Below are 22094 nucleotides of genomic sequence, written 5' to 3'. Positions count from 1 at the left end.
AATTTCCTAAGCCTTTTTCCATAAAACTGACTGACGTAATCTCGCTCTATGCCTTCTATTCGCCTTGCGTAATCTGCTGTGATGACAGTGGCACACACTCTGCCATTTGCGTTTGTAACCACGTGATAAATTTATGTTCGAGTTCTGTACGCTTTTTATCTTGACTCAATAAAACGTAATTACAACTTGATGGAGAAAACCCAAATGGTGCGACCAAATTACCACGCTTAATATCGTCCATGACAAAAGGATACGATCCCATTGCGACGCCTAAGCCATCCACTGCGGCTTGTATGCAAAAATAAAAATGCGCGAATGATTGCTGAGTGTTGCCGTTGAAAGTTTCACAACGTGTTGATTGCTGCCAATCCGCCCAAGCATTCGATCTGGTTTGGCTATTCAACAATCGAGCTGCTTTCAAATTGTCTTTAATGGATTGCCAATACTCAGGAGAAAATACCGGCCCCACCCACTCTTCCACAAGAATGGTTTTGTCGTAATCGTGATGCTGCGCAAAATCGTCTCGACGAATCGCCATCGAACGCCCAGTTGATCCTAATGTTACCGGGCCACCAGCCGTCGACAAACGAACATCAGCACGGTGTTCATCATTAAACGCGGCCAACCTTGGCATCAACCAGCGCATGGTTAATGTCGGTTCACAAGACACTTCAAGATGCTGATGCTTCTCTTGAATAAGCGTATTCACGCCTGTTTCTAGCGTTTGGAATGCCGTTTCTGTGTATGTCTTGAGTAATTCGCCTTCTGCCGTCAACACGACTTTCCTGCCCTCTTTGAAGAACAAAGGTTGAGACAGATATTGCTCAAGTTGCTTGATCTGCTTACTCACGGCTCCGTGGGTAATGTTCAGTTTGTCAGCCGCTTCAGTGTAGCTTGAAGAACTCGCCGCAACGTGGAAGACATAAAAAGATTTCAGGTGACGCATCTGTGAGTTTTTCTCACCAATATGGGAATGTTTTTCGATTATAGTCAGTAATAAAGACGCCTACAATTCCGCTACATCCCAGACTTCATCATTCAAACAGGAAACCGATATGGAATTTGTAACTCTTGCGTTATTAGGTGTGCTTATTGTCATTAGCCCTGGCGCAGACTTTGTTTTGGTATTAAGAAATAGCTTAAATCAAGGACGAAAAGCAGGCGTATACAGTGCGATTGGTATCAGCATGGCGATCAGCATCCACATCGCTTACTCCATGCTAGGGATCAGTTACTTAATTTCACAAAATGAATGGTTGTTTAATCTCGTGCGCTATCTTGGGGCCGCTTATCTTGTCTACCTTGGGATTAAAGGAATATTCTCCTCGCAACCTGCATCAAACTCAGAAACCATTCAACAGAGCGAGTATTCAATGTGGCGATTTTTCATGCAGGGATTTCTGTGTAATTTACTCAATCCCAAGACGATGCTGTTTTTTCTGAGTATTTTTAGCCAAGTGATTTCTCCCGACTCTAGTCAGCAACACATCGCCTTTTTTTACGGGATTTATATGATTGCGCTGCATGGTATTTGGTTTTCTATCGTTGCTGTTTTATTCACGTCATCCCAGCTACAAGCTTTCTTGTTGAAGATTAAGCATCGACTCAATCAAGCATGTGGGGCGGGATTAATCATTTTCGGCGCAATGCTGGGCTTAAAGGTGTAGTGCGCTTGCGGTCCGATTACCCCAGTTCAAATTGATCATTGAACAAGTGGCAGTAATCAATTAAAAATCTACATTTTCAATACTTTAAATTAGAAAAAAACAGCCAACGTGCGCTGGCTGTTTCGATACAGTTAATGGATGACCCGAGCGTCCCCTTTAAATAACTGAGACAGATCGATAGTGAATATCGTCACTATCGGACGTTTAGGCAGAGCATTTTCGATCGAAAACTCTGGCCCAGCTGGAACGAGGGGGAAGTGAATAGCAGTCGGCCACGTTGACGAAGCTTCATTACCGCCCGGCTCAGATATTGAGAAAGAAAACGCAGGTAAACGGGTCATAACACTTACCTCAAATGACTGATTAGCGGGCTCAAGCGAGCCCGCTTAGGTTTTGCAATGTTATTGTTATTTTAACGCTTACTTAATCACTAACGGTTGATGACGTTAGATATCAAGTTCTTTGTCTTCAACGTGGTTGGTGATCATCGCTTCAGTGGTGATCATCAAGCCAGCAACAGACGCTGCGAATTGAAGCGCTGAACGTGTTACCTTCGCAGGGTCCAAGATGCCCATTTCGATCATGTTGCCGTATTCACCTGTTGCAGCGTTGTAACCGTAATCGGAATCACCAGCTTTGACAGCGTTCGCCACAACAGAAGCTTCGTCACCTGCGTTAGTTGCGATTTGACGAAGAGGCTCTTCCATTGCACGTAGCGCAACTCGGATACCCACGTTTTGGTCATCATTGTCGCCTTTTAGATCCGCCAATTCTTTCGCGATCTTAGTTAGAGCTACACCACCACCAGCAACAATACCTTCTTCAACCGCTGCGCGAGTAGCGTGTAGCGCATCGTCCACGCGATCTTTCTTCTCTTTCATCTCAACTTCGGTTGCAGCGCCGATCTTGATCACCGCTACGCCGCCAGATAGCTTCGCAACACGTTGTTGAAGCTTATCTTTGTCGTATTGAGAAGTGGTTGTTTCGATTTGTTTTTCAATCGAAGCCACACGATCAGCAATCGCGCTTGCTTCTGCTGCGCCACCCACAATGGTTGTTGTGTCTTTGGTAATGGTCACTTTCTTCGCACTACCTAGTTGCTCTAACGTTGCTTTTTCGAGCTCTAGGCCGATTTCTTCAGAGATGACCGTACCAGCAGTTAGTACCGCAATGTCTTCCATCATCGCTTTACGGTTGTCACCAAAGCCAGGCGCTTTCACCGCGGTCGCACGCACGATGCCGCGCATGTTGTTCACAACCAATGTCGCTAACGCTTCACCTTCGATGTCTTCAGCAATGATCAATAGCGAGCGAGAAGATTTCGCTACTTCTTCTAGTACAGGCAATAGCTCGCGGATGCTGCTGACTTTTTTGTCCACCAATAAGATGTATGGGTTGTCTAGCTCGACGCTGCCATTTTCTTGGTTAGTGATGAAGTATGGCGACAAGTAACCGCGGTCAAATTGCATACCTTCAACCACAGACAATTCGTTGTTTAGACCTTGGCCTTCTTCAACCGTAATCACGCCATTGCGACCCACTTTCTCCATCGCTTCTGCAATGATTTCACCGATCGCGCGATCGCTGTTTGCAGAAATGCTACCCACTTGGGTGATAGATTCTTTGTCGCTGCATGGCTTAGACATTTCACGTAGTTTCTCAACCGCCGCTTCAGTGGCCTTGTCGATACCACGTTTTAGGTCCATTGGGTTCATGCCAGAGGCTACCGCTTTAAGACCTTCATTGATGAAAGATTGCGCCAGTACGGTAGCGGTCGTTGTACCGTCCCCCGCTTCATCATTCGCTTTGGACGCCACTTGTTTCACCATTTGTGCGCCCATGTTTTCGAACTTATCTTTCAGTTCGATTTCTTTCGCTACAGACACGCCATCTTTGGTGATGGTTGGCGCGCCGTAAGATTTATCAAGCACAACGTTGCGGCCTTTCGGGCCTAGTGTCACTTTTACTGCGTCCGCCAGTAAGTTCACACCTTTCAGCATTTTTTGACGTGCGTCATTAGCAAATAATACGTCTTTTGCAGCCATGGTTATCTCCTCAAAAAACTACTACAAAAATAATTACTCAACGATTGCTAACACATCAGATTCGGACAGAATTAAGTATTCTGCGCCGTCAATTTTCTCGGTTTTCACGCCGTAACCGTCATTGAAAATGATTTGGTCGCCCACTTTGACTTCCATCGCAGCGCGTTCGCCATTTTCAAGACGTTTACCTAAACCAACAGCAATGACTTTCCCGCGGTTTGATTTTTTCACCGACTGAGAAGTTAAAACGATTCCCCCTTCAGATTTATTTTCCACCTCTTGTCTTTCAACAATTAGCTTGTCATTTAAAGGACGAATTTTCATTTTTAAGTGCCTCCTACTTGGAACCAAAAATAAAAGACAAAATAAACATCAAGATGGATTTGCGAGTCGACAGCTCGCTTTCGATGAAAATAATAAGGTCGAAAAATGAGAGTTCAAGAGGTGAATTTGATAAAAAATTTTTATTAAATTAAATAAAATTTTCTATCGAATTATCGTATTCACAACCACTTAGCATCTCTTTATGATGGAAAATGTGCTCAATCAAATCTAGAGTGGTTACGTACTCTTAAAAAGGATAATCAAACAATGAAAAAGGCCGTATCTCTATTTCTTGCAACGTTATGCGTGGGCTTCCTCTCACCCAACGTGTCGGCTTCTGAACGCGCTGAACAAGGGTGGCAATTGATTGACAAGGGCGCGATGATTGTCGATGTGCGCACGCCGCAAGAATTTTCTGAAGGGCATTTGGATAATGCCGTCAACTTCCCTTTATCTGAACTTGATAAACATTTTCAAGACGTCGATAAAGATCAAGCTATCGTGTTGTACTGTCGCAGTGGTAACCGCTCTGGCAAAGCGTATCAATACTTAAAATCGCAAGGCTTTACGAATCTGCACAATGCAGGTGGCTTTGAAGAACTACAAGACGCCAAATAGTCGTCTCCGTTCTAATATACAAAGTAAAAGCACAGAGCGTGTCGCAAGCGTATTGTAACGCGCTCTGTTTCTAAATACTTATCTACAACAACTCTATTTTGGCCCTGCATCAAATTGAGTCAGGTTATCCGATATCTCGAGCCACGGCGCTTTCGACGCGACAAAAATATGGAAATCAGGCTTGTGAGAAGGTGTGTCATCCAAGATACCAAGGCGAATATTGACGATCCCATTGTTCTTTTTCGAATACAGGCTCGATCCGCAGTGGCGACAAAAGCATAGCATGGTATTTTCGCTTTTCTGATAAGTTTGAATATCTTCTTTCCCTTGGATAATAAGCAGTTTATCCAACGCAATACCACCGGCAGATGAATAGTCAGAACCTGTGAACTTGCGGCATTCAGAGCAATGGCAATTTCCCATGTACTTAAATTCATCTGCCACTTCCAACTTTACCTTGCCGCACAGACATGAGCCTTTTAGTACTTCCATTTGAATTCCTTTTTGTTATGAATCTAATTGAATTAGATGGCTACCTCGACACCATGCCATTGCAATACGAAAAATTAAAGACAGGCAATACAGGTTTTCAAAAATGAAACGAAAATGTAAAACATTCCATTCAGAGGGAGGTGCGCTGACACGTGAAAAATCGAGCTATTTTAGATACAAAAACACCAAGCAATAACGCTTGGTGTTTACCTCACAGAATGTCGCCTCAGAAAAGGCGCTTTCCGCTGTGCTTAAAAAATGCAGTGTTTAGTAAAGCTGGTCGCTTCGTTTGCAGTCCAGTCACCTTTCGGCTTATCTTTCAGGTTTTCACACCATTGCTCGCTGCCGACACCATCTTGCAGAACACAATGCTTTGCAAAGTCTACCGCGTTGTCTGCTGTCCATTCTGTTTTTGGCTTATCGCGCATGTCGTTACACCAGCCTTCAGTGCCCACTTCATCACTACAAGCGGTCAAAGCAGAAGCCGCCAACATCAGCATGACTAGTTTTTTCATAAATTTAAGGTTCCAGTTGCAAACAATAGTAAAATTAAACTCAATCTCTTCAACACGTGCCCATTCAAGTGTCTGAATAAAGGCGTCACTAGCTGAAGTGACTTTTGTATCAACTATAACGAAATTATCAGTCTACGTGTTAAGACATCGAAAAATTATTGAGCGACTCTGTGTAAAGCGCGCCATTCTAAAAGCTATAGGCAGCGCGCTTTCGTTAGCTCACCAACCTTAGAAGAGCCAGTACCAAAGCACGCTAAACGCAGCTCTAATGCCATTTGTTCAAAGTGTTCGACGACAGACTGCGTGCTGATCGTCGCAGCTTTTAATACCGCACCAGCTTGCCCAATGAGATTAGCACCCAAATGAATGGCTTTCGCCGCTTCAAGTCCGTTATGAACACCTCCCGAGGCGATCAACGGTAATGTAGGATGCAGTGCGCGGATTTGAGCCAAACATGTTGCTGTAGGGACACCCCAATCGCGGAAAAGCTCGGCTGCACGCTGCATTTTCGGATTGTCTTGGCAATACCCTTCAACCGCACTCCAGCTTGTACCACCCGCGCCCGCAACGTCAATTGCATCCACACCAGCATCAATTAATCGCTGCGCAATGTGTCCGCTAATACCAAAACCGACTTCTTTGATAATGATAGGAACCTTCACGCGAGATTTAAGCATCTCAATTGCCTGGAAAACACCAACCCAATTGTGGTCGCCATTTTTCTGAAACGCTTCCTGCATTGGATTAACGTGCACAAACAAGGCATCTGCTTGAATCGCCTCTACCGCACGTTGCGCATTATCGAGTTTACCTTTATCGAGCAATTGAGCGGCTCCAAGATTGGAATACAACGGTACTTCTTTCGCCAACTCACGAATGGTTTTACCCAAGCCCGAATGCTGACTTTCTTCTAAGCTAATCCGTTGCGAGCCCACACCCATGGCAATACCTAATTCACTTGCGGCTTCAGCCAAACGACAATTGATCGTTTCTGCGTCTTTTGCTCCGCCAGTCATCGAGCTAATCAAAAACGGTAGCGCTAATTGATGACCAAGAAACTCTGTCGATAAATCGATCGCGTGAAAGTCACATTCTGGCAGCGCACAGTGTTCAAACTCGACAGACTCAAAACCCGCCGTTTTATGCTTCATGCTCATATCATGATGTAAAACAGCATCTAGGTGTAAATCTTTTCGGTTAGTTTGCGGAGCCATAATGTCACCCTAAAGTAAAACAGTCGCGCAGTATTGCGATCCTTATCAGTAACGTCAATGCGAATTTTGTGAATTTGCCGGATTACTTTTCCGAAACGAGTAATGAATCTCGACTGCCCCTGACATTATAAGAAAAGAAACTCGCTTTCCGTTTTAAACAAGCCGGCAAGTTTCTCTTCAAATTGAGATAATCAGCGTACGATACCCATGATGAAAATGGATCACATTGCTCTGTAGTTTACTTTACGCTGTCCGACAGAATTAGCGACACAACAGTGCTTGTCGTCGTTGGTTCAAACTGTTCGGGATCATCACAGAATTGAATTTTTCCTTTTTCTTCTACATGGAACAGCGGTACAACTGAACTACCTTTGTGATGCGCTAAATAATCTTGATACGTGAAGTTATCGCTCAATTTCGTGTGTTTAACCTCTGCACCACGACTTAACATACTGGCTAGCTGGGTATAGCTTACATTGCCGCCCATCAGCAATTTACCATGGTACTCCTGAGCCACGGAGTGCTTCTCGCTGCCATTGCCGTTGGTTTTCACTTTTTGTAAGCAGTGAACTTTATCTTCCCCAAACTCGTCGACGAATTGCATGCAAGCCATAATGTTGAAATGCTGATCGGGCGTTAATGCAACCACTTGTCCAACTCCTATCAAGTTCAAGTTGTCGTCCGCGTGACTAGAAATAGGGTTGCCGTAATAGTAATCCAACCCCAACATACGAACCTGACTGATGTACTCCCAGTTTGAGTCAGTCATTAATACGCGGCGGTCATAACGCGCCAGCGCCTGCCCTATTTCTCTTGCTACTCGGTTAGCACCAATCAACAAGAAGCCGCGTGGTGCTGGCTCTGCAACGCCCAACGTCAGCGCTACAGGACGTGCCGTCGCACTTTGTAACACGACCGTTCCTATAATCACCATGAAGGTCATAGGGACCAGTAAAATCGCTTCATCAATGCCGTATTCGGTCAATTTGATCGCGAAAAGAGACGAAATCGAAGCAGCAACAATACCGCGCGGTGCAACCCAAGACAAAAACAGCTTATCTTTAAGACGCAAGTTGCTGCGGAAGGTTGAAAGAAAAATCGATAACGGACGCGACACTAACTGCATAAATACAAACAACAATAACGCACCGCTACCTAGCGCAGCAAAATCATCCAGACTGATTCGAGCCGCAAGGAAGATGAACAATCCGGTGATCAGTAAAATGGTTAAATGCTCTTTAAAGTGCAGAATTTGCTGAATATTGATGTCTTTAGCGTTTGCGAGCCACATACCCATTACGGTGACGGTTAGTAACCCAGCTTCAGACTCAATGTGGTTAGAGACCGAAAATACACCTAGAACCACCATCAAAACCGCAAATGGCTGCAAATATTCCGGTAGCCAAGAGCGACGCATGATCGTCGCAACTGCATAGCCTGAGGCCGCACCTAGCATGACGCCGACAGCAATGATCGTCCCAAACACTTCGACGCTATTTATCGCGCTGTGAGATACGATAAACTCGTAAACCATCACAACAAAAAGCGCACCGAGCGGGTCAATCAAAATCCCTTCCCATCGCAAAATGTTAGCAAGCGTACTGTTAGGTCTTACGGTTCGTAGAAGTGGCACGATGACCGTCGGCCCTGTTACTACGGTTAAGCTGCCGAACAACATGGCAAGCTCCCAAGTAAAGCCGAGGAAATAGTGTGTTGCGATACTGGTCGCTGCCCACGAAATGATCGCCCCGATGGAAACAATGCTCCATACCGAACCACTCACGCCACGAATTTCTTTAAAGTTTAAGGTCAAACTGCCTTCAAATAAAATCACTGCCACCGCTAAAGAAACCAACGGAAAGAGCAAATTACCTAATATCTCATCAGGATTTAACCACTGCATAAATGGCCCGACGATCAGCCCTGCCAACAACAAAAATAAAATCGCTGGCAAACGCAATCGCCAAGCTAACCATTGGCAACCTAAACCAATAACCCCAACCGCTGACAGCACCAGCGCTTCATTACCCACTTGCATCAATAATTACCTGTTTTTGTCTTTTTTCGCGTAAATGCGCTATACCCGAATACATTCAGCCTTACGGTCAAATAGAAACAACCGAACGTGCAAATCAAACGACTGACCTTCGATGACATCGCTACGAAACGCACATGTTTGAAGTCATTTGGCGATCGCATCAGAATTATGAATATAGTTGACCCCCAATGACTTAACGACTCATTTTTGTTCATCAGGTATTAAAGTGGCACACAAGTGTGCGACTTTGTCGAATTCATCATTACGCATTGAGTTTCATTATGTAGAATGATTTCTAAAGAAAGCGCGGAACCTAGCACTATATGAGGCTAAGGCATAGAGCATGAACTAAGCTTTAGCGTAAGTGCTCAAAGTTAAGAATCGTGGGTCACGCGACGTACGCAAGGAGAAATGGATTGTACGTAATACTAGCACTGTTCATGGCGTGTCTCGCCATCCTCATCGGAGTGAAAGCCGCCAACCGAGCTGCACTTTTAGAAAAAGAACTAGCAGGAAGTCACATCACTACGAGCCAGTGTCCATGGGGGCTCAAACCCACAAGTGCACCAACAATCCAGCATCGAAAAAGACACACCATCTGTAGCGACGCCACCTCACATAGAATCACAACAGAAAAATGTCTCATCCTCTGGGGAACATGATCCAGCTGCCAACCTAGACTTGGACCAGAGCGCTGCGAATCAAGGGTACGCCCAGACAAGAGAAGTGCAACTGGATGTTTTTAGTCAAGAAAATGAGTCATTCCTTCAGAGTAAAGTTCAGAGCCTGCTTAGCAACATTCAAGAAAATTGGTTGGTTTGGGTAGGCGCATTGGCCATGCTGATCGGTGGAGGTTATCTCGTACAGGTGATTGGTAGCCACATCCAGTTTTCGCCATTTATGCGAGTATCCTTTGCCTTTGTGCTCTCATTACTTATGGTGCTTGTTGGCGAGTGGTTTCACCGTAAAGAACAACAGAATCCGCAACGGGCAGCACGAGCCCAAGGCTTTACGTATGTTCCTGCTGCCGTTACCGGTACGGGATTAACGGGCATTTACTGCACCGTCATTTTTGCCTTTGTGGTTTATCAAATGTTAACGCCGAGTATCTCGTTGATCATTTTGGCTTCAGCCGCATTTTTCAGTTTAGCATTATCATTGCGACAAGGGCCGTTAATGGCCGTGCTTGGCTTAATTGGTGGCTACACAGCACCACTGTGGATTGGAGGTAGTGAACCCAACTACTTTTTGTTAGCCGGATACATCTGCGCGATTTCGTTCGCGGCGACCTTATTGATGCAAAAAGTGCGTAGGGCATGGATTACGCCAAGTATCGCGATTCCACATGTCATTTGGATGTTGCTGTTAATTGAGAGTGTACCAACAGAACTGTTGTTCTCGTGGCTCGCGATTTATCTCTCCATCACTTTGTATCTCATTTTCGCGGTTCCGAGAATGGGTTGGATGCTCAATCCTCGCTTTCGTCACTATCAAAGCAAGTGGACAAACTCGCCGACCGCTACCGCTCTCGCAACTGCTTTATTGACCTTTTCTGCCGTCACCAGAATGCCGGAGCTGAACACTCTACAAATGGCGTACTGTTATATGCTGCTTGTTGCGATCATCTGGCTACCAGCACTTCGTACAGGCTGGTCATTACGTGTATTTTTGCCATCCATTCTCGTCTCGGCAACCGCGCTGATTGTTCTTACTATCGCTTTTGATGCGCTGTATATGTTAGAGCGAGAAGCTAGCATCCTATTCGCATTGGCGGTGAGTATTGCGCTGATCTGCTATCGAACATATTGCCAATCACTTAGTGACCGTTCGCAACTCAGTGGGCTGCTTCTGCTGGTACTGGCTCCCGCGATGAGCTTAATTACGTTGTTTTATATTGACGAATTTATGCAAGGCTACCTGTGGTATTGGACTGCATTCTGCGCATTGATGGCCACTTACTACGTTGTGCTTGGTCAGCGTGCACGTTCGTTGGCATTAGAATGCTCTGCCGTTATGCATGCTTTAATCGTAGGTATCGCTTTTGTTTGGTTGAGCGATACTTGGTTAACAACAGCAATCTCAATACAAGTTGCGATAATGGCCTTACAGTCTCAAGTCGGGTTATTTCGACCTGCGAGTTGGGCGATTAAAGTGGCAATGGGAATACTGGTTATCCGACTCACGCTGCTACCTTTCATCCCCGAATGGCAACCAGTAGAAGCTGGGCATTGGGCTTGGGTTCTTGTGAGTTATCTGCCTTCTCTCTTCATCTTGTCTTATGCTCGTTCAACACTAAAGCAAGCGGACCGAGAACTGACCAACTGGTTTGAAGGGGCATTTTTACATGTATTCTTAATGGCATTGTTCACCCAAACTAACTACTGGTTAACGGGGCAATATGGTTACTTGGGGCACATCGACTTCACAAGTGCGGCAGTCTTTGCCAATCAAGCATTAGTTATGGGTTTGGTATACAGCTACCGCAGCCAATTTGCGCAACGCTTAAGTCGTATCTACGAAATCTATAGTTACTTGCTTTGGTGCGCGTTCGCTATATTGATTATTTTGCTTAATACGGCAGAATCGCCGTTGGTGACTGATAACGTCTCGGCACAAGCACTTCCCATCTTTAACATGCTGAGTATCGGCTGGCTGTTACCAGCTTGCATCCTGCTTATCGCAACATTTAAACGCTGGAATACGTTGCAAGTTCATCGATTTGCGATTGCTAGTCTAGGCTTTTTACTTGCAGCCATTTGGTTGGGGATGTCTATCCGTCAATTCTGGCAAACCACATCGATGATGCTGTATCAGCCAACCAGCATGGCAGAGTTGTTTAGTTATTCAGTGGCTGGCTTGCTCGTAGGCGGATTACTGACTTGGCGCGGCGTGACCCAACAGGGGCTGATGATGCAGCGTGTCGGTCTAGTGGTCCTTGCCTGTGTCGCACTGAAAGTATTCTTATGGGATGTGAGCTCTCTGGATGGGTTCTGGCGAGCAATAAGCTTCTTAGGCTTAGGTGCGTCTTTGATAGCACTTGGATGGCTATTCCAGAAATTGAATCGTTCGGTGGCAAAAGCACTCTAGCCCTAGACGAGTCGAAGAGAGATTCCCGACAGTGCGCTGTTTTCGTTATTGGGGGACGATAACAGTGTAAAGCCGGGAATCATTGGAGTGTTCGTTACTTCAGTAAAGCGACCACGGTATGACGACGCACGTTTGCTTGCGCATTCAATGCCTGAAAAGTCGAAGTAAACTCGCCAGACTTTTGCATGAATCCATCCAGTTTTGCATTCACCTCATTGACTGAAAGCTGTGCGGTTTTGGTTTGGATAGAACGCATTTGAGTATTCAGTTCACCATGAAAAGCTTTCGCTTCCTGCAAGCTCGTTTGAACTTGTTTCAGATGCTGATTTACTTTGGCAATCGTCTGCTTGATGCCATCGCGTGAGCCTAGATCAAACCCGAGCTCCGCAATACCATCTGGCTCAGACTTTAAGTTCAAAACGTTAGGCTGTCCCGCAGGGAATCGGTGCCCTTCCCCCGTTACCATCACCTTTTGCTGCATTTGTTGATAAGCGTTGTCTCTGGCTTCAAATAAAATGCTGCCATCATCGGCTAATGAGGCTCGCATTCCTAACGCAATCAAGCTGCGATCCAGCATTTTGACCGTTCGCTCACCGTCTGATTGTCCATCAAACTGAATCATCACCGCTTGACCTTGAGGAAAATCCAAACGGATTTGCTCGGCCTTGTCGCTTAAGCGATGAACATTCAAACCTGGAATAGAAAAGCGACGAATATCCGCTTTATCCAGTTTTAAGTGCAGTTCGTTATTTAGGACTTTCTGGCCATCGAAACGTGCTTGCTCAACGACTTTTTGGATGGTGGCTTTAGAGCGAACCAATGTATCCTGCAAACCAGGAACATTTTGTACGCCTTGATTAACAGCTTGCGTCAAACCACGTTTAATTTGCGTGAGCTCTTTGCCAATCACCTGCAGCGATTTGGACGCGATCTGAACCGCCGTGGCTTGCTGCTGACCCTGCGTAAGCTGAATACCAGATACAGAGTAGGCTGACGCAGTGTCAGCCTGAATTTGCGCCGGGCGCGGTTTAATTGCCGTACTTGAGTCTGCAGAACGGGTCGGCATGATAGAGGCTTGTTCTTGTCCACCTAAGCGTATGCTATGGGGTCTAACCTCTACTGTACTCATTACCATAAAAAGAACTTCCTAACCTTATAAACGGTCAAACAGCGACAAACCATCGATCTTCACATAGCTTGCTTGCGTTGCTTGCAAAGCGGCCATGTAATTACTCAATCGTACCGACGCTTCACCATAGTCCAGAGCAGAGAGGTCTCCAGATACTTTGTCAACGAACAGCTTGTTTTCACTGTGCGCGCCACCAACAAGATCTAAGTTGTTGTGTCGACCACCAATCTCAGTCATGGTCCCTAGTACGTTTGAAAAAGTATCGTCGATAGCGCTGATACTCGCCTCAACTTCAGCTCTGAAGTTGGCGGTAGGGCTCTCAAACTCTTTGATCAGCGCATCAATTTGGTTAAGCACGTTATGGCCTCCCCCAAGGTCCAATATTTCTTTTGCAGTCATATTGGAATCCATCGTGACACCTTTAGCAATTGTTACTACGCGCTTGTCACTATTACCTTCAATTACGTAGCTGCCGCTCGCTTTACTTACAGCCGCAGTATCCGTTTTAGTACCAGAGAAAAGGTAGTGCCCTTCTTCATCCTGCGCGTTAAAAGACGACTCAATAGAGTCACGGTAACTCTTAAGCTCTGTAATCATACCGCCACGACTTTCGTCAGTAAGAGAGCCGTTCGCACCCCAAAGCGCGATGTCTCGCATGCTTTTTAAGCTTTCTTTGATCGAATCTAAATGGGTTTCTTGACTCGATAGCGTCGTTTTTACGTTTTCAATGTTGTTTTTGTACTGAGCAATCGCACTGGTTTCTCGGTCTAAGTTAAGCAACTTGATCGAAGCCATTGGATCATCAGACAGCTTGGTTAAGCGCTTGCCAGTAGACATCTGTTGCAGAGCTTCGCCTAATCCCGCGCTATTGCTCTGCAAGCTGTGCAACATCATTTGACTAAATTGATTGTCACTAATTCGCATCTAAACTTTCCTCTTAGAATAACTGCAGAATAGAATCGAGCAGTTGATTTGCTGTGCTGATCACTTTCATGTTGGCATTGTGCGCATTAGCAAACATCATTAGGTTAGCCGCTTCTTCATCGCTGTTTACGGAACTAACATTATCGCGAGCTGCGTGCGCTTGCTTGTTCATGGCTAACTTCGCTTGATAATCAGCATTAGCTTGGCGTGCTTTAATTGCGGTTTGACCCACCATTGAACTAAAGGCATCGTTCAAGCTTACTGAGCCGTAACCTGATACCGCCACTGGCTTGTTGCTTAACTCGATCAATGATTGCAACGCATCTGCGTTACCAGGTGTTCCATCACTTGAGAACGCAAGCTCATCTGGAGTTAGCTTGGTAATATCCAAACTGGCTGCAGGGTTTGCTGGGTCATAGCTGAACAAAGGTTTACCTGGGTTGCCATTTAAGTCTTTGCCAGTCGCAAGCACGGCGTTGTATTCATCCGCGAGAGCTTTCGCCATGTCATTCAGAGCCAGTTGGTTTGGTTTCAACACTTCGGTTTGATAGTCATTAATCGCACCTAATTTGCCACCAAGCGAGTCACCAATCGCAAAGCTTTGATTCGAGAACGTGACGTGTAAGTCCGCCAAGTAAGGATCACTCGGGTCAGGAATGGCTTCCAGTTTGCCATGGTCCGTACCCATCACAAGCGGTTGACCAGAGGTTAGTGTGACCTGAACACTGCCGTCATGCTGCTGTGTTGTTTTGATTTCAATGGTTTGAGATAACTCACCGATTAACCTATCTCGTTCATCCATTAACTGTGATGGGTTACCACCTGTACCTTGCATCTCTACCAGTTGCTTGTTCACCTTCGCGATATTTTCCATAAGGCTATTCGCGTGGTTAAGCGCTGCATTACGTTGGTCGCTCATGTCTTTATGTTGATTGTATAAAGACTCGGTAAGCGTATTAAAACGGCGGGCCAAAGCTTCAGATTCGTTAATGATCTGCTGGCGGTAGGGTATGGATTCTGGCTTAACGGTCGCATCGTTAAGCGCGGCGTTTAGTGAGTCCAAGCCAGCCGATATACTGAAACCATCGGCACCAAGCGTATTCTCCAGCTGACTCATGTTACTGGTGTATCCAGATGCGTATGCCGCCATACTGTTAGTCGACCACGTTTGCTTAATCAGAAATTGATCAGTAACGCGGCGAATGCTAGTGACTTCTACCCCTAAACCTGGACTTAAGCGATTGGCTTTACCATCATCGACAGACGCCATCAACGCTTGTTGACGACTGTAACCCACGGTATTCACGTTTGCCACGTTTTGCGCGGTTACGTCTAGGGCCACACGGTTCGCGCCTAAACCTGAAAGGGCAATATTAACTAGGTTCATTTACAGCTCCATTTTTCTGATCAACGGCTGAGAAAACGCGGTAGTCATACCGGCCTCACCGAATACCTGTTTAACAGAGGCGACGGCTTGAGAAGCGGTATTAAATAGGCTTGAATTCTTCTCCACCTCTTTAGAATCTACTTGTGAGATAGATTCAGAATTCGAAGCTTTACCATCGTTAGCGGATGAGATGTTGCGCGCAGCATCGAAAGCAACCTCACGCATAGACGGGCTCAGCTGCTGGATGAGCATATTGGCAATGCCTGAGCTCTGTTTCTTTGCTAGTTCCATCGCCAGCTGACCGTCATACATATCACGGAATACCCCTTGTTGCTGACTGGCGAACGGGCTGTCTTTATCAGCAAGAGCATCACTACTGCTGCGCATTTGGCGTAACACCATTTGTAGGAACATTGCCTCAAATTGACCTGCGACGACTTCAAGTGCGCCTTCTTGATCACGACTATGCTTGATGTTAGCCAATGCACTATTGTCGTGATAAAGCATCGAATTTAACTGAGTTTGTTCATTGGTACTGTCTAGCTTCATCCTTAACTCCTTATATCACGACCAATTCAGCGTTCAATGCACCTGCTTCACTCAAAGCTTGCAGGATAGACATCAAGTCTGTAGGCGTGGCACCTAAACTATTTACCGCATTAACTATGGTGTTAAGTTCCGTGCCTGGAGGCCAAATCACCATCTGAGCGAGATCTTCATTCACATCAAGGTCCGTTTGGTTAACGACTTTCGTATCGCCATTTGCAAACGCATTAGGCTGACTAACTTGTTGTGATTCAGAAATTCGCACGGTCAAGTTACCGTGACTTACTGCTGCTTCACTCACTTTGACACTCTTACCGATCACTACGGTGCCAGTGCGAGAGTTAAAGACAATACGAGCAGGTTTACGGCCTTCAACGACGCTCATTTCTTCAAGCATCGACATCATGACGACACGCTGCTGTGTATCTTTTGGTGCACGCATATCAATGCGCGCTTTATTGATCGCAACTGCAACGTTAGGTCCAAAAGTGTTGTTAATTTCACGCGCAATATTTTTTGCTGTAGTGAAGCTAGGCTTGCGCAGGTTTAGGGTGATTTCATCACGTTGGTTGAAATCGGTTTTGATTTCTCTCTCTAAAGTCGCACCATTCGGAACGCGACCCGCCGTTGGTGTGTTTACTTCTACTTTGGAGCCACTTCGCCCCTCTGCAGATAAGCCGCCCACAACCACGTTACCTTGCGCAATCGCGTACACTTCGCCATCAATACCACGTAAAGGCGTTAGCAATAACGTACCACCGCGAAGGCTCTTTGCATCACCGATTGAAGACACAACCACATCCAACGTTTGTCCTGGGCCTGCCATTGGGTCAACGGACGCTGTCACACTCACAGAAGCCACATTTCGTAGCTTAGGGTTCATACTGTCATCAATTTGAACCCCAAACTGACGTAGCATGTTGGTAATAGATTGAGAGGTAAATTTCACTTGGTTTCGGTCACCTTGGCCGGCTAAGCCAACTACCAAACCATAACCAACCAGTTGGTTTTCTCGAATGCCGCGAACATCGACCAAGTCCATGATCGGAATTTCCGCTTCAGCACGTGAAGTGCCTGGTAGTCCCAAGGTCAACACCAATAGGAGAGACATAAAGAAAGATTGCATTGTCTTCATTAGAAAGGTACCCATGGGCTGTTGAAGAACTGAGTTAGCCACCCGGCTGCGTTGCTGTCAGCTAGCGCTCCGCGACCTGCGTAGGTAATTCTTGCATCAGCAATTCGTTGAGAAGAAACTTGGTTACTGCGGTTAATATCATCCACACGGACGATACCGGTTAGACGAATAAACTCGTCGCCTTGATTCAGACGAAGCCATTTTTCACCGCTGATACGCAATACGCCATTAGGTAATACTTCGTGTACCGTTACCGTAATGGCACCTTGAAGCTTGTTGCCTTGTGAACTTGATGCACTGCCATCGAAGTTACGTTTGCCATCCACGCTAACCCCTAACTCATCGATAGTTTTCGTGCCTATGGTCGGCGCCACAAAGTTAATTGCTGAACTTTTACCGAACTTAGTACCCGCATTTTTACTCGATGAGGTTTCTTCTGATAATTGAACCGTTAATACATCGCCAACTCGGTAAGCACGACGATCCTGGAACAGAGTCATCGTGTATTGGTGACGATAAAGGCTACCAGATTGGGTTTCCGGCAGCGTGTAATCGAGCGTTGGTGGTGCATATTCCTCAGCATTCGGCTCAGGCGGAATAAATTCCTGACGGCCAGCACATCCCACCAGCAACACGGCGGCTACTGCCCAACTCTTAGAAAGCCATTTCATTGCTTTTTCCTTCATCATCACCAATTTCATACTTACATTGATTGCGAAACAAACTTCAGCATGTCATCTGCAGCAGAGACCACTTTCGCATTCATCTCATACGCACGTTGAGTGGTGATCATGTCGACCATCTCTTCTACTACTTGTACGTTTGACCCTTCCAGTGCACCTTGCTTGATAATGCCGGCGCCATCAGCTCCTGCAATCAGCTCATCAGCTGGACCGCTGGCTTCCGTTTCACGGAATAAGTTGCCACCCATGGCCTCTAAGCCGGCTGGATTGATGAATTTTGCAAGTGTAATTTGACCAAGCTGCTGAGGTGTTGGATCGTCTGCTGTTGTTGTAGTCACTGTGCCATCAACACCCACAGAGAAAGAGACCGCATTGTCTGGGATCTGGATTTGAGGCTCTAAAGGCAGGCCCTGACTGTTCACCATTAAGCCTTCTGAGTTTCGATGGAACTGACCATTACGTGTATACATGATCTGTCCGTCCGAGTTTTCTATTTGGAAGAAACCCTGACCCATTACAGCAAGATCCAACTCTTGCGTTGTGTTTTGGGTATTACCTTGCGTGAACACTTTTTGTGTGCCAACAACGCGAACACCGCTACCTAGCTGAATACCACTTGGTAGTTCGTTAACTTGGTCTACTTGTGCGCCTGGTTGACGCTGAATGCTGTAGAAAAGATCTTCAAATACGACTCGGTCACGCTTAAAGCCAACCGTGTTTACGTTTGCTAGGTTGTTAGAAATGGCAGTCATCTTCGTGTCTTGCGCTGCCATGCCTGTCTTACTTACCCATAATGCTGAATGCATTTTTTACTCCTTGCGGGGCGAGACTTAGCTCGCCGCCATTAATTTGTTACCAGCTTTTGCTAGAGTTTCCGCCGTTTTCATCATGCGAACTTGCATTTCAAAGTTGCGCGTCAGCGACATCACACTAACCAATTCATCAATAGCAGATACGTTACTGCCCTCAATGTGCTCAGGAGAGAGTTGCACGGTTTCATCTGCCGCGAATGGCACGCCATCTACGCTGTGCAGCAAGCTATCGCTCTCTTTTTGCAGTTGATTAATTTCCGGTTTAACCAACTTCAAAGTGCCTGCCACAATTTCTGCGCCGCCACCTGGTGGGATCACTGAGACTTGACCACGCTCGCTGATTTCAATCTTTTGATAATCCGGCACAACCAAAGGACCATTGTCACCGAGGACAGGGAACCCATTGATTGTTAGAGCGCCAAAAGTATCGACCTGAATATTGCCTGCACGGGTGTAAGCTTCGTTACCCGCTGGGGTTTCTACAGAGAGATATCCCTCCCCCATAACCGCAACGTCCAACGGACGTCCTGTTTTCACAATATCGCCAGCGTCGAAACGTGTTGAGGCAGAGTTGGTCACAACCATAGTGCGACCATCAAAACCTGGGCCTTGCATCTCTACACTACGCACACGCTCCATATCCGCTCGAAAACCCGCAGTATCAGCATTTGATAAGTTGTTTGAACGAACGTGCTGCGCTTTAAGAACTCGGCTGGCACCCGACGTTGCCGTAAATAACAAACTATCCATGCAAAACTCCCATTACACCGCGTTAAACAAAGCTTGAGTAAGCTTGTCGCTGGTAGAAATTGTCTTTGCGTTTGCTTGGTAGTTGCGTTGTGCAGTCATTAGAGCAACAAGCTCGCTGGTTAAGTCAACGTTAGAACCTTCTAATGCACCCGGAGTTAGGTCACCCATCGTACCTGAACCCGGAACACCCATAATTGGAGCACCTGAGCTAAAGCTTTGAGTCCATGATGTTCCACTCACTTTCGCTAAGCCTTGTGTGTTTGCAAAATCAGCAAGAACAACCTGACCTTGTAGCTGTGATTGGCCGTTAGTGTAAGTCGCGTAAACCATGCCGTTACCTTCAACGCGTACACCTGCAAGTTCACCTGATGTGTAACCGTTAGGACTATTAGTACTTACGCCAAAAGCTGCACCAAATTGCGTGCTGCCTTTCAGGTTAATGTCTACACTCATCGCGTTCGCGCCTGCAGCAGGGAATGAAACATTAAACGGCGCAGTTGGTGCTGAAAGCGAGCCGTCTTTACCAAACGTTACAGGCACAGTTGCTACTGGCGTCGTACCGCCATCTACTTGAACGTTCACTTCCCACGAGTTAGAAGCAGTCTTAGTAAAGTACTGAGTTACCGTGTGCGAGTTACCCAGTGAGTCGTAGACTTTTGTTGTGTAAGACGAGTTAAATGAGCTTGGATCTTTTGGATTGAATGGCGTTACGGCTTTATCAATAACAGACGCGCTTGCGTCGAAGTTCGCAACAAAATCTAAGCTGTCTGTTGCTTTAGCATTCAGTGAGGAAGTCGATACCTGAATATTACCCACAGAACCTGTCATTAGGTTGTTGTTGCTATCGACACTGTAACCTTGAAGCTTTGCACCGCTGTTAGCCGTAACAAAGTTGTTCTTATCCGTTGAGAACACACCTGAACGTGTGTACAACATTTGACCCATATTATCTTTAGTAACAAAAAAGCCACCGCCATTAATAGCTAGGTCCATCGCACGGCCAGTTCCTGTGATACTGCCGTCTTTGTCGAAGTTCTGTGAAATTGACGCGACTTCCACACCACCAGGTTGCATGCCGTTATATACAGCGGAGAATTCTGTGCGGCCACCTTTAAAACCATACGTTGATGCGTTGGCAATGTTGTGACTGATTGTGTTTAGCTCTGTGTTGGTCGCGTCCAGACCACTTAGTGCGATGTTAAAACTCATAAATAGACCTCTGATTTCCGTATTTGGTTAAGCACCAAACTGAGTGATTTGATAGAAAGGAACGTTGCCAACGCCATGGACATTGACTAATGCTGCGCCACCGGTATTAGGAATGCGCACTTGCTCAACAGTGCCTGCCATCAGCACATTTGGACTTGCTTGCCCTTCTTGCACTTCTACGGCCACTGAGTATTTGCCTGGTTTAAGACCAAGTTCTTCAGGATTAATTGAAAAGTCGACGTCACCTTTGCCGTGAGCACCTAGTGGCACTTTAGTTGATTGACCAAATTCATCTTTAACAACTAACGTGACTTGGTTTGAGCTATGAGCGAGTTCGATTTTTCCGTTTTGTACGTCGTCACCAAGCTGAAATTCATCCGCATTGACGTAAACCGTTTGCCCAACAAGGCCCGCTGTTGATAGCACTTGCATGTTGTCCAGTAACACCATGCTCTGTTGCATTGTCTTAGACATATTCTCGGTACTTTGTACCTGCGAGAACTGAGCCAATTGACCAACGTATTCCGTACCATCAAGGGGATTAAGTGGGTCTTGGTTTTGAATTTGAGCCACCATCAAAGAAATAAACTCATTCTCCAATGAAGAAGCGCTGTTCATGTCTTTAGGGTTTGGTGAGATACCGTTGCTGTCTTTTGCTTTTGTATTTACTGGAGCGTCAGACGATAAAGGGGTGTATTGTGCAATACTCATTAGCTGCCCTGCCCTAATCTAAGCAGACCTTGCTGCATACTTTTTACATTGGCTAATACTTCAACATTCGTTTCGAAGCTGCGTGTTGCGGACATCATGTCTGCCATTTCAGCAACTACATCAATATCTGGGTAAAACACATAGCCTTCATCATTAGCCAGTGGGTTGTTCGGCTCAAAACGCTTCTCTGCATCTCCAGCATTTTTAACAACGTCAACAATGCGAACTTCTGCATTGGGATAAGCTCCATTTTCTGTTGTCATTTGCGTTTTTTGGTACACAGTCGCAAATACTGGCTTAAGCGCTTTATAAGCATCTTCTGGATTTGCAGATACTGCATCTGCGTTTGCTAAGTTACTGGCTACCGTATTCAGACGCACAGTTTGTGCTGTCATCGCGGAACCAGTGATCGAGTAAATATCAGTGAATGACATAATTAACGTCCCTCAATCGCTTTCGCTAAGCCATTAAATTTCATGTTGAGAAACGTCAGGCTAGTTTGAAAGTCCATGTTGTTTTGCGTGAATTTTGCTTGTTCAACACCAAGCTCTACGGTGTTGCCATTTTTGCTATTCTGGTAAGGCACCGAGTATTGGGCCTGAACCTGGAACTTTGGCACCGGTTTGTTCACACCACCTGCCGTTACTTGGTTCATTACGGTGGTGAAACTTAGGTCTTTCGCCAAATACCCAGGGGTGTCAACATTTGCTAGGTTACTGGCGAGGACTTTGGTACGCTGAACGCGAAAATTAAGTGCCTCTGGATGTACTCCTAAAGCATTTTCAAATGTGATCGCCATGCATCTTCC

22 protein-coding genes and 1 pseudogene are annotated in these 22094 nt (G+C 45.9%); 3 read left to right on the top strand and 20 right to left on the bottom strand.

Going from position 1 to position 22094, the window contains the following annotated elements; translation table 11 throughout:
• Positions 1 to 55: 55 nt before the first annotated feature.
• Complete coding sequence (locus MTF70_RS07335; RefSeq protein ID WP_205461102.1) at positions 56 to 946, bottom strand: LysR family transcriptional regulator; 891 nt, start codon at positions 944 to 946, stop codon at positions 56 to 58.
• Between the two features lie 109 nt (positions 947 to 1055).
• On the opposite strand from MTF70_RS07335, the gene MTF70_RS07330 reads away from it, so the two are divergent.
• Positions 1056 to 1667, top strand: a complete 612-nt coding sequence (locus MTF70_RS07330) for a LysE family translocator (RefSeq protein WP_033906294.1) — start codon at positions 1056 to 1058, stop codon at positions 1665 to 1667.
• 131 nt (positions 1668 to 1798) lie between these two features.
• On the opposite strand, the gene MTF70_RS07325 is transcribed toward MTF70_RS07330, so the two are convergent.
• The 3 genes from MTF70_RS07325 to MTF70_RS07315 all read right to left on the bottom strand — a co-directional run bounded on the left by MTF70_RS07325 (position 1799) and on the right by MTF70_RS07315 (position 4036).
• A complete protein-coding gene (locus tag MTF70_RS07325; protein WP_082240179.1) occupies positions 1799 to 2008 on the bottom strand; it encodes a hypothetical protein in 210 nt (69 codons plus the stop codon).
• Positions 2009 to 2113: 105 nt separating this feature from the next.
• Complete coding sequence (groL, locus tag MTF70_RS07320) at positions 2114 to 3712, bottom strand: chaperonin GroEL (protein ID WP_053304624.1); 1599 nt, start codon at positions 3710 to 3712, stop codon at positions 2114 to 2116.
• A 33-nt stretch (positions 3713 to 3745) separates the two neighbouring features.
• Positions 3746 to 4036, bottom strand: coding sequence for a co-chaperone GroES (locus MTF70_RS07315; RefSeq protein WP_005373989.1), 291 nt, complete (start codon positions 4034 to 4036; stop codon positions 3746 to 3748).
• A 267-nt stretch (positions 4037 to 4303) separates the two neighbouring features.
• Here MTF70_RS07315 and MTF70_RS07310 point away from each other — a divergent pair, with 267 nt between their 5' ends.
• Positions 4304 to 4654, top strand: a complete 351-nt coding sequence (locus MTF70_RS07310) for a rhodanese-like domain-containing protein (RefSeq protein ID WP_054865459.1) — start codon at positions 4304 to 4306, stop codon at positions 4652 to 4654.
• 93 nt (positions 4655 to 4747) lie between these two features.
• Here MTF70_RS07310 and MTF70_RS07305 read toward each other — a convergent pair whose 3' ends face one another.
• The 4 genes from MTF70_RS07305 to MTF70_RS07290 form a co-directional block, all read right to left on the bottom strand.
• Positions 4748 to 5146: a GFA family protein gene (locus tag MTF70_RS07305; RefSeq protein ID WP_005388696.1), complete on the bottom strand. Its 399-nt coding sequence runs from the start codon at positions 5144 to 5146 to the stop codon at positions 4748 to 4750.
• Positions 5147 to 5397: 251 nt separating this feature from the next.
• Complete coding sequence (locus tag MTF70_RS07300) at positions 5398 to 5661, bottom strand: DUF3012 domain-containing protein (RefSeq protein ID WP_005373992.1); 264 nt, start codon at positions 5659 to 5661, stop codon at positions 5398 to 5400.
• Positions 5662 to 5855: 194 nt separating this feature from the next.
• Entirely contained in the window at positions 5856 to 6875 is a 1020-nt protein-coding gene (gene fni / locus MTF70_RS07295) for a type 2 isopentenyl-diphosphate Delta-isomerase (RefSeq protein WP_054576170.1), read from the bottom strand.
• A gap of 238 nt (positions 6876 to 7113) precedes the next feature.
• Complete coding sequence (locus tag MTF70_RS07290) at positions 7114 to 8913, bottom strand: sodium:proton antiporter (RefSeq protein ID WP_005373994.1); 1800 nt, start codon at positions 8911 to 8913, stop codon at positions 7114 to 7116.
• A gap of 440 nt (positions 8914 to 9353) precedes the next feature.
• Here MTF70_RS07290 and MTF70_RS07285 point away from each other — a divergent pair.
• Positions 9354 to 12000, top strand: a pseudogene (locus tag MTF70_RS07285) (DUF2339 domain-containing protein).
• Between the two features lie 94 nt (positions 12001 to 12094).
• Here the strand turns inward: MTF70_RS07285 and MTF70_RS07280 are convergent.
• Genes MTF70_RS07280 through flgB form a run of 12 tightly spaced genes read right to left on the bottom strand, consistent with a single transcriptional unit; the run spans position 12095 to position 22085 of the window.
• Positions 12095 to 13135: a flagellin gene (locus MTF70_RS07280; protein WP_136976308.1), complete on the bottom strand. Its 1041-nt coding sequence runs from the start codon at positions 13133 to 13135 to the stop codon at positions 12095 to 12097.
• Positions 13136 to 13153: 18 nt separating this feature from the next.
• Positions 13154 to 14053 (bottom strand): flagellar hook-associated protein FlgL, encoded by a 900-nt coding sequence (flgL, locus tag MTF70_RS07275; protein WP_005373998.1) that lies wholly within the window; start codon positions 14051 to 14053, stop codon positions 13154 to 13156.
• 13 nt (positions 14054 to 14066) lie between these two features.
• Positions 14067 to 15440: a flagellar hook-associated protein FlgK gene (flgK, locus tag MTF70_RS07270; RefSeq protein ID WP_005374000.1), complete on the bottom strand. Its 1374-nt coding sequence runs from the start codon at positions 15438 to 15440 to the stop codon at positions 14067 to 14069.
• Entirely contained in the window at positions 15441 to 15989 is a 549-nt protein-coding gene (locus MTF70_RS07265) for a rod-binding protein (RefSeq protein WP_005374002.1), read from the bottom strand.
• 10 nt (positions 15990 to 15999) lie between these two features.
• On the bottom strand, positions 16000 to 17121 hold the full coding sequence (locus MTF70_RS07260) for a flagellar basal body P-ring protein FlgI (protein WP_017819770.1): 1122 nt from the start codon (positions 17119 to 17121) through the stop codon (positions 16000 to 16002).
• Positions 17121 to 17792 (bottom strand): flagellar basal body L-ring protein FlgH, encoded by a 672-nt coding sequence (gene flgH / locus MTF70_RS07255; RefSeq protein WP_017635111.1) that lies wholly within the window; start codon positions 17790 to 17792, stop codon positions 17121 to 17123. Before flgH ends, MTF70_RS07260 begins: the two co-directional genes overlap by 1 nt.
• Before the next feature lie 32 nt (positions 17793 to 17824).
• Complete coding sequence (gene flgG / locus MTF70_RS07250; protein ID WP_005374008.1) at positions 17825 to 18610, bottom strand: flagellar basal-body rod protein FlgG; 786 nt, start codon at positions 18608 to 18610, stop codon at positions 17825 to 17827.
• 24 nt (positions 18611 to 18634) lie between these two features.
• On the bottom strand, positions 18635 to 19366 hold the full coding sequence (gene flgF, locus MTF70_RS07245) for a flagellar basal-body rod protein FlgF (protein WP_005374009.1): 732 nt from the start codon (positions 19364 to 19366) through the stop codon (positions 18635 to 18637).
• Positions 19367 to 19378: 12 nt separating this feature from the next.
• Entirely contained in the window at positions 19379 to 20575 is a 1197-nt protein-coding gene (gene flgE, locus MTF70_RS07240) for a flagellar hook protein FlgE (RefSeq protein WP_005374010.1), read from the bottom strand.
• A gap of 27 nt (positions 20576 to 20602) precedes the next feature.
• Positions 20603 to 21286, bottom strand: a complete 684-nt coding sequence (gene flgD, locus MTF70_RS07235; RefSeq protein WP_054865454.1) for a flagellar hook assembly protein FlgD — start codon at positions 21284 to 21286, stop codon at positions 20603 to 20605.
• A complete protein-coding gene (gene flgC / locus MTF70_RS07230; RefSeq protein ID WP_005374012.1) occupies positions 21286 to 21720 on the bottom strand; it encodes a flagellar basal body rod protein FlgC in 435 nt (144 codons plus the stop codon). The genes flgD and flgC overlap by 1 nt, the downstream gene beginning before the upstream one ends.
• A 2-nt stretch (positions 21721 to 21722) precedes the next feature.
• Positions 21723 to 22085: a flagellar basal body rod protein FlgB gene (gene flgB, locus MTF70_RS07225; protein WP_005374013.1), complete on the bottom strand. Its 363-nt coding sequence runs from the start codon at positions 22083 to 22085 to the stop codon at positions 21723 to 21725.
• Positions 22086 to 22094 lie beyond the last annotated feature (9 nt).

The organism is Vibrio sp. 2CM40D, from assembly GCF_023161825.1.
In the GTDB taxonomy this organism is placed as follows: domain Bacteria; phylum Pseudomonadota; class Gammaproteobacteria; order Enterobacterales; family Vibrionaceae; genus Vibrio; species Vibrio alginolyticus.
Note: the sequence above shows the minus strand (reverse complement) of the source record. Positions and strands in the feature narration are given on the sequence as shown.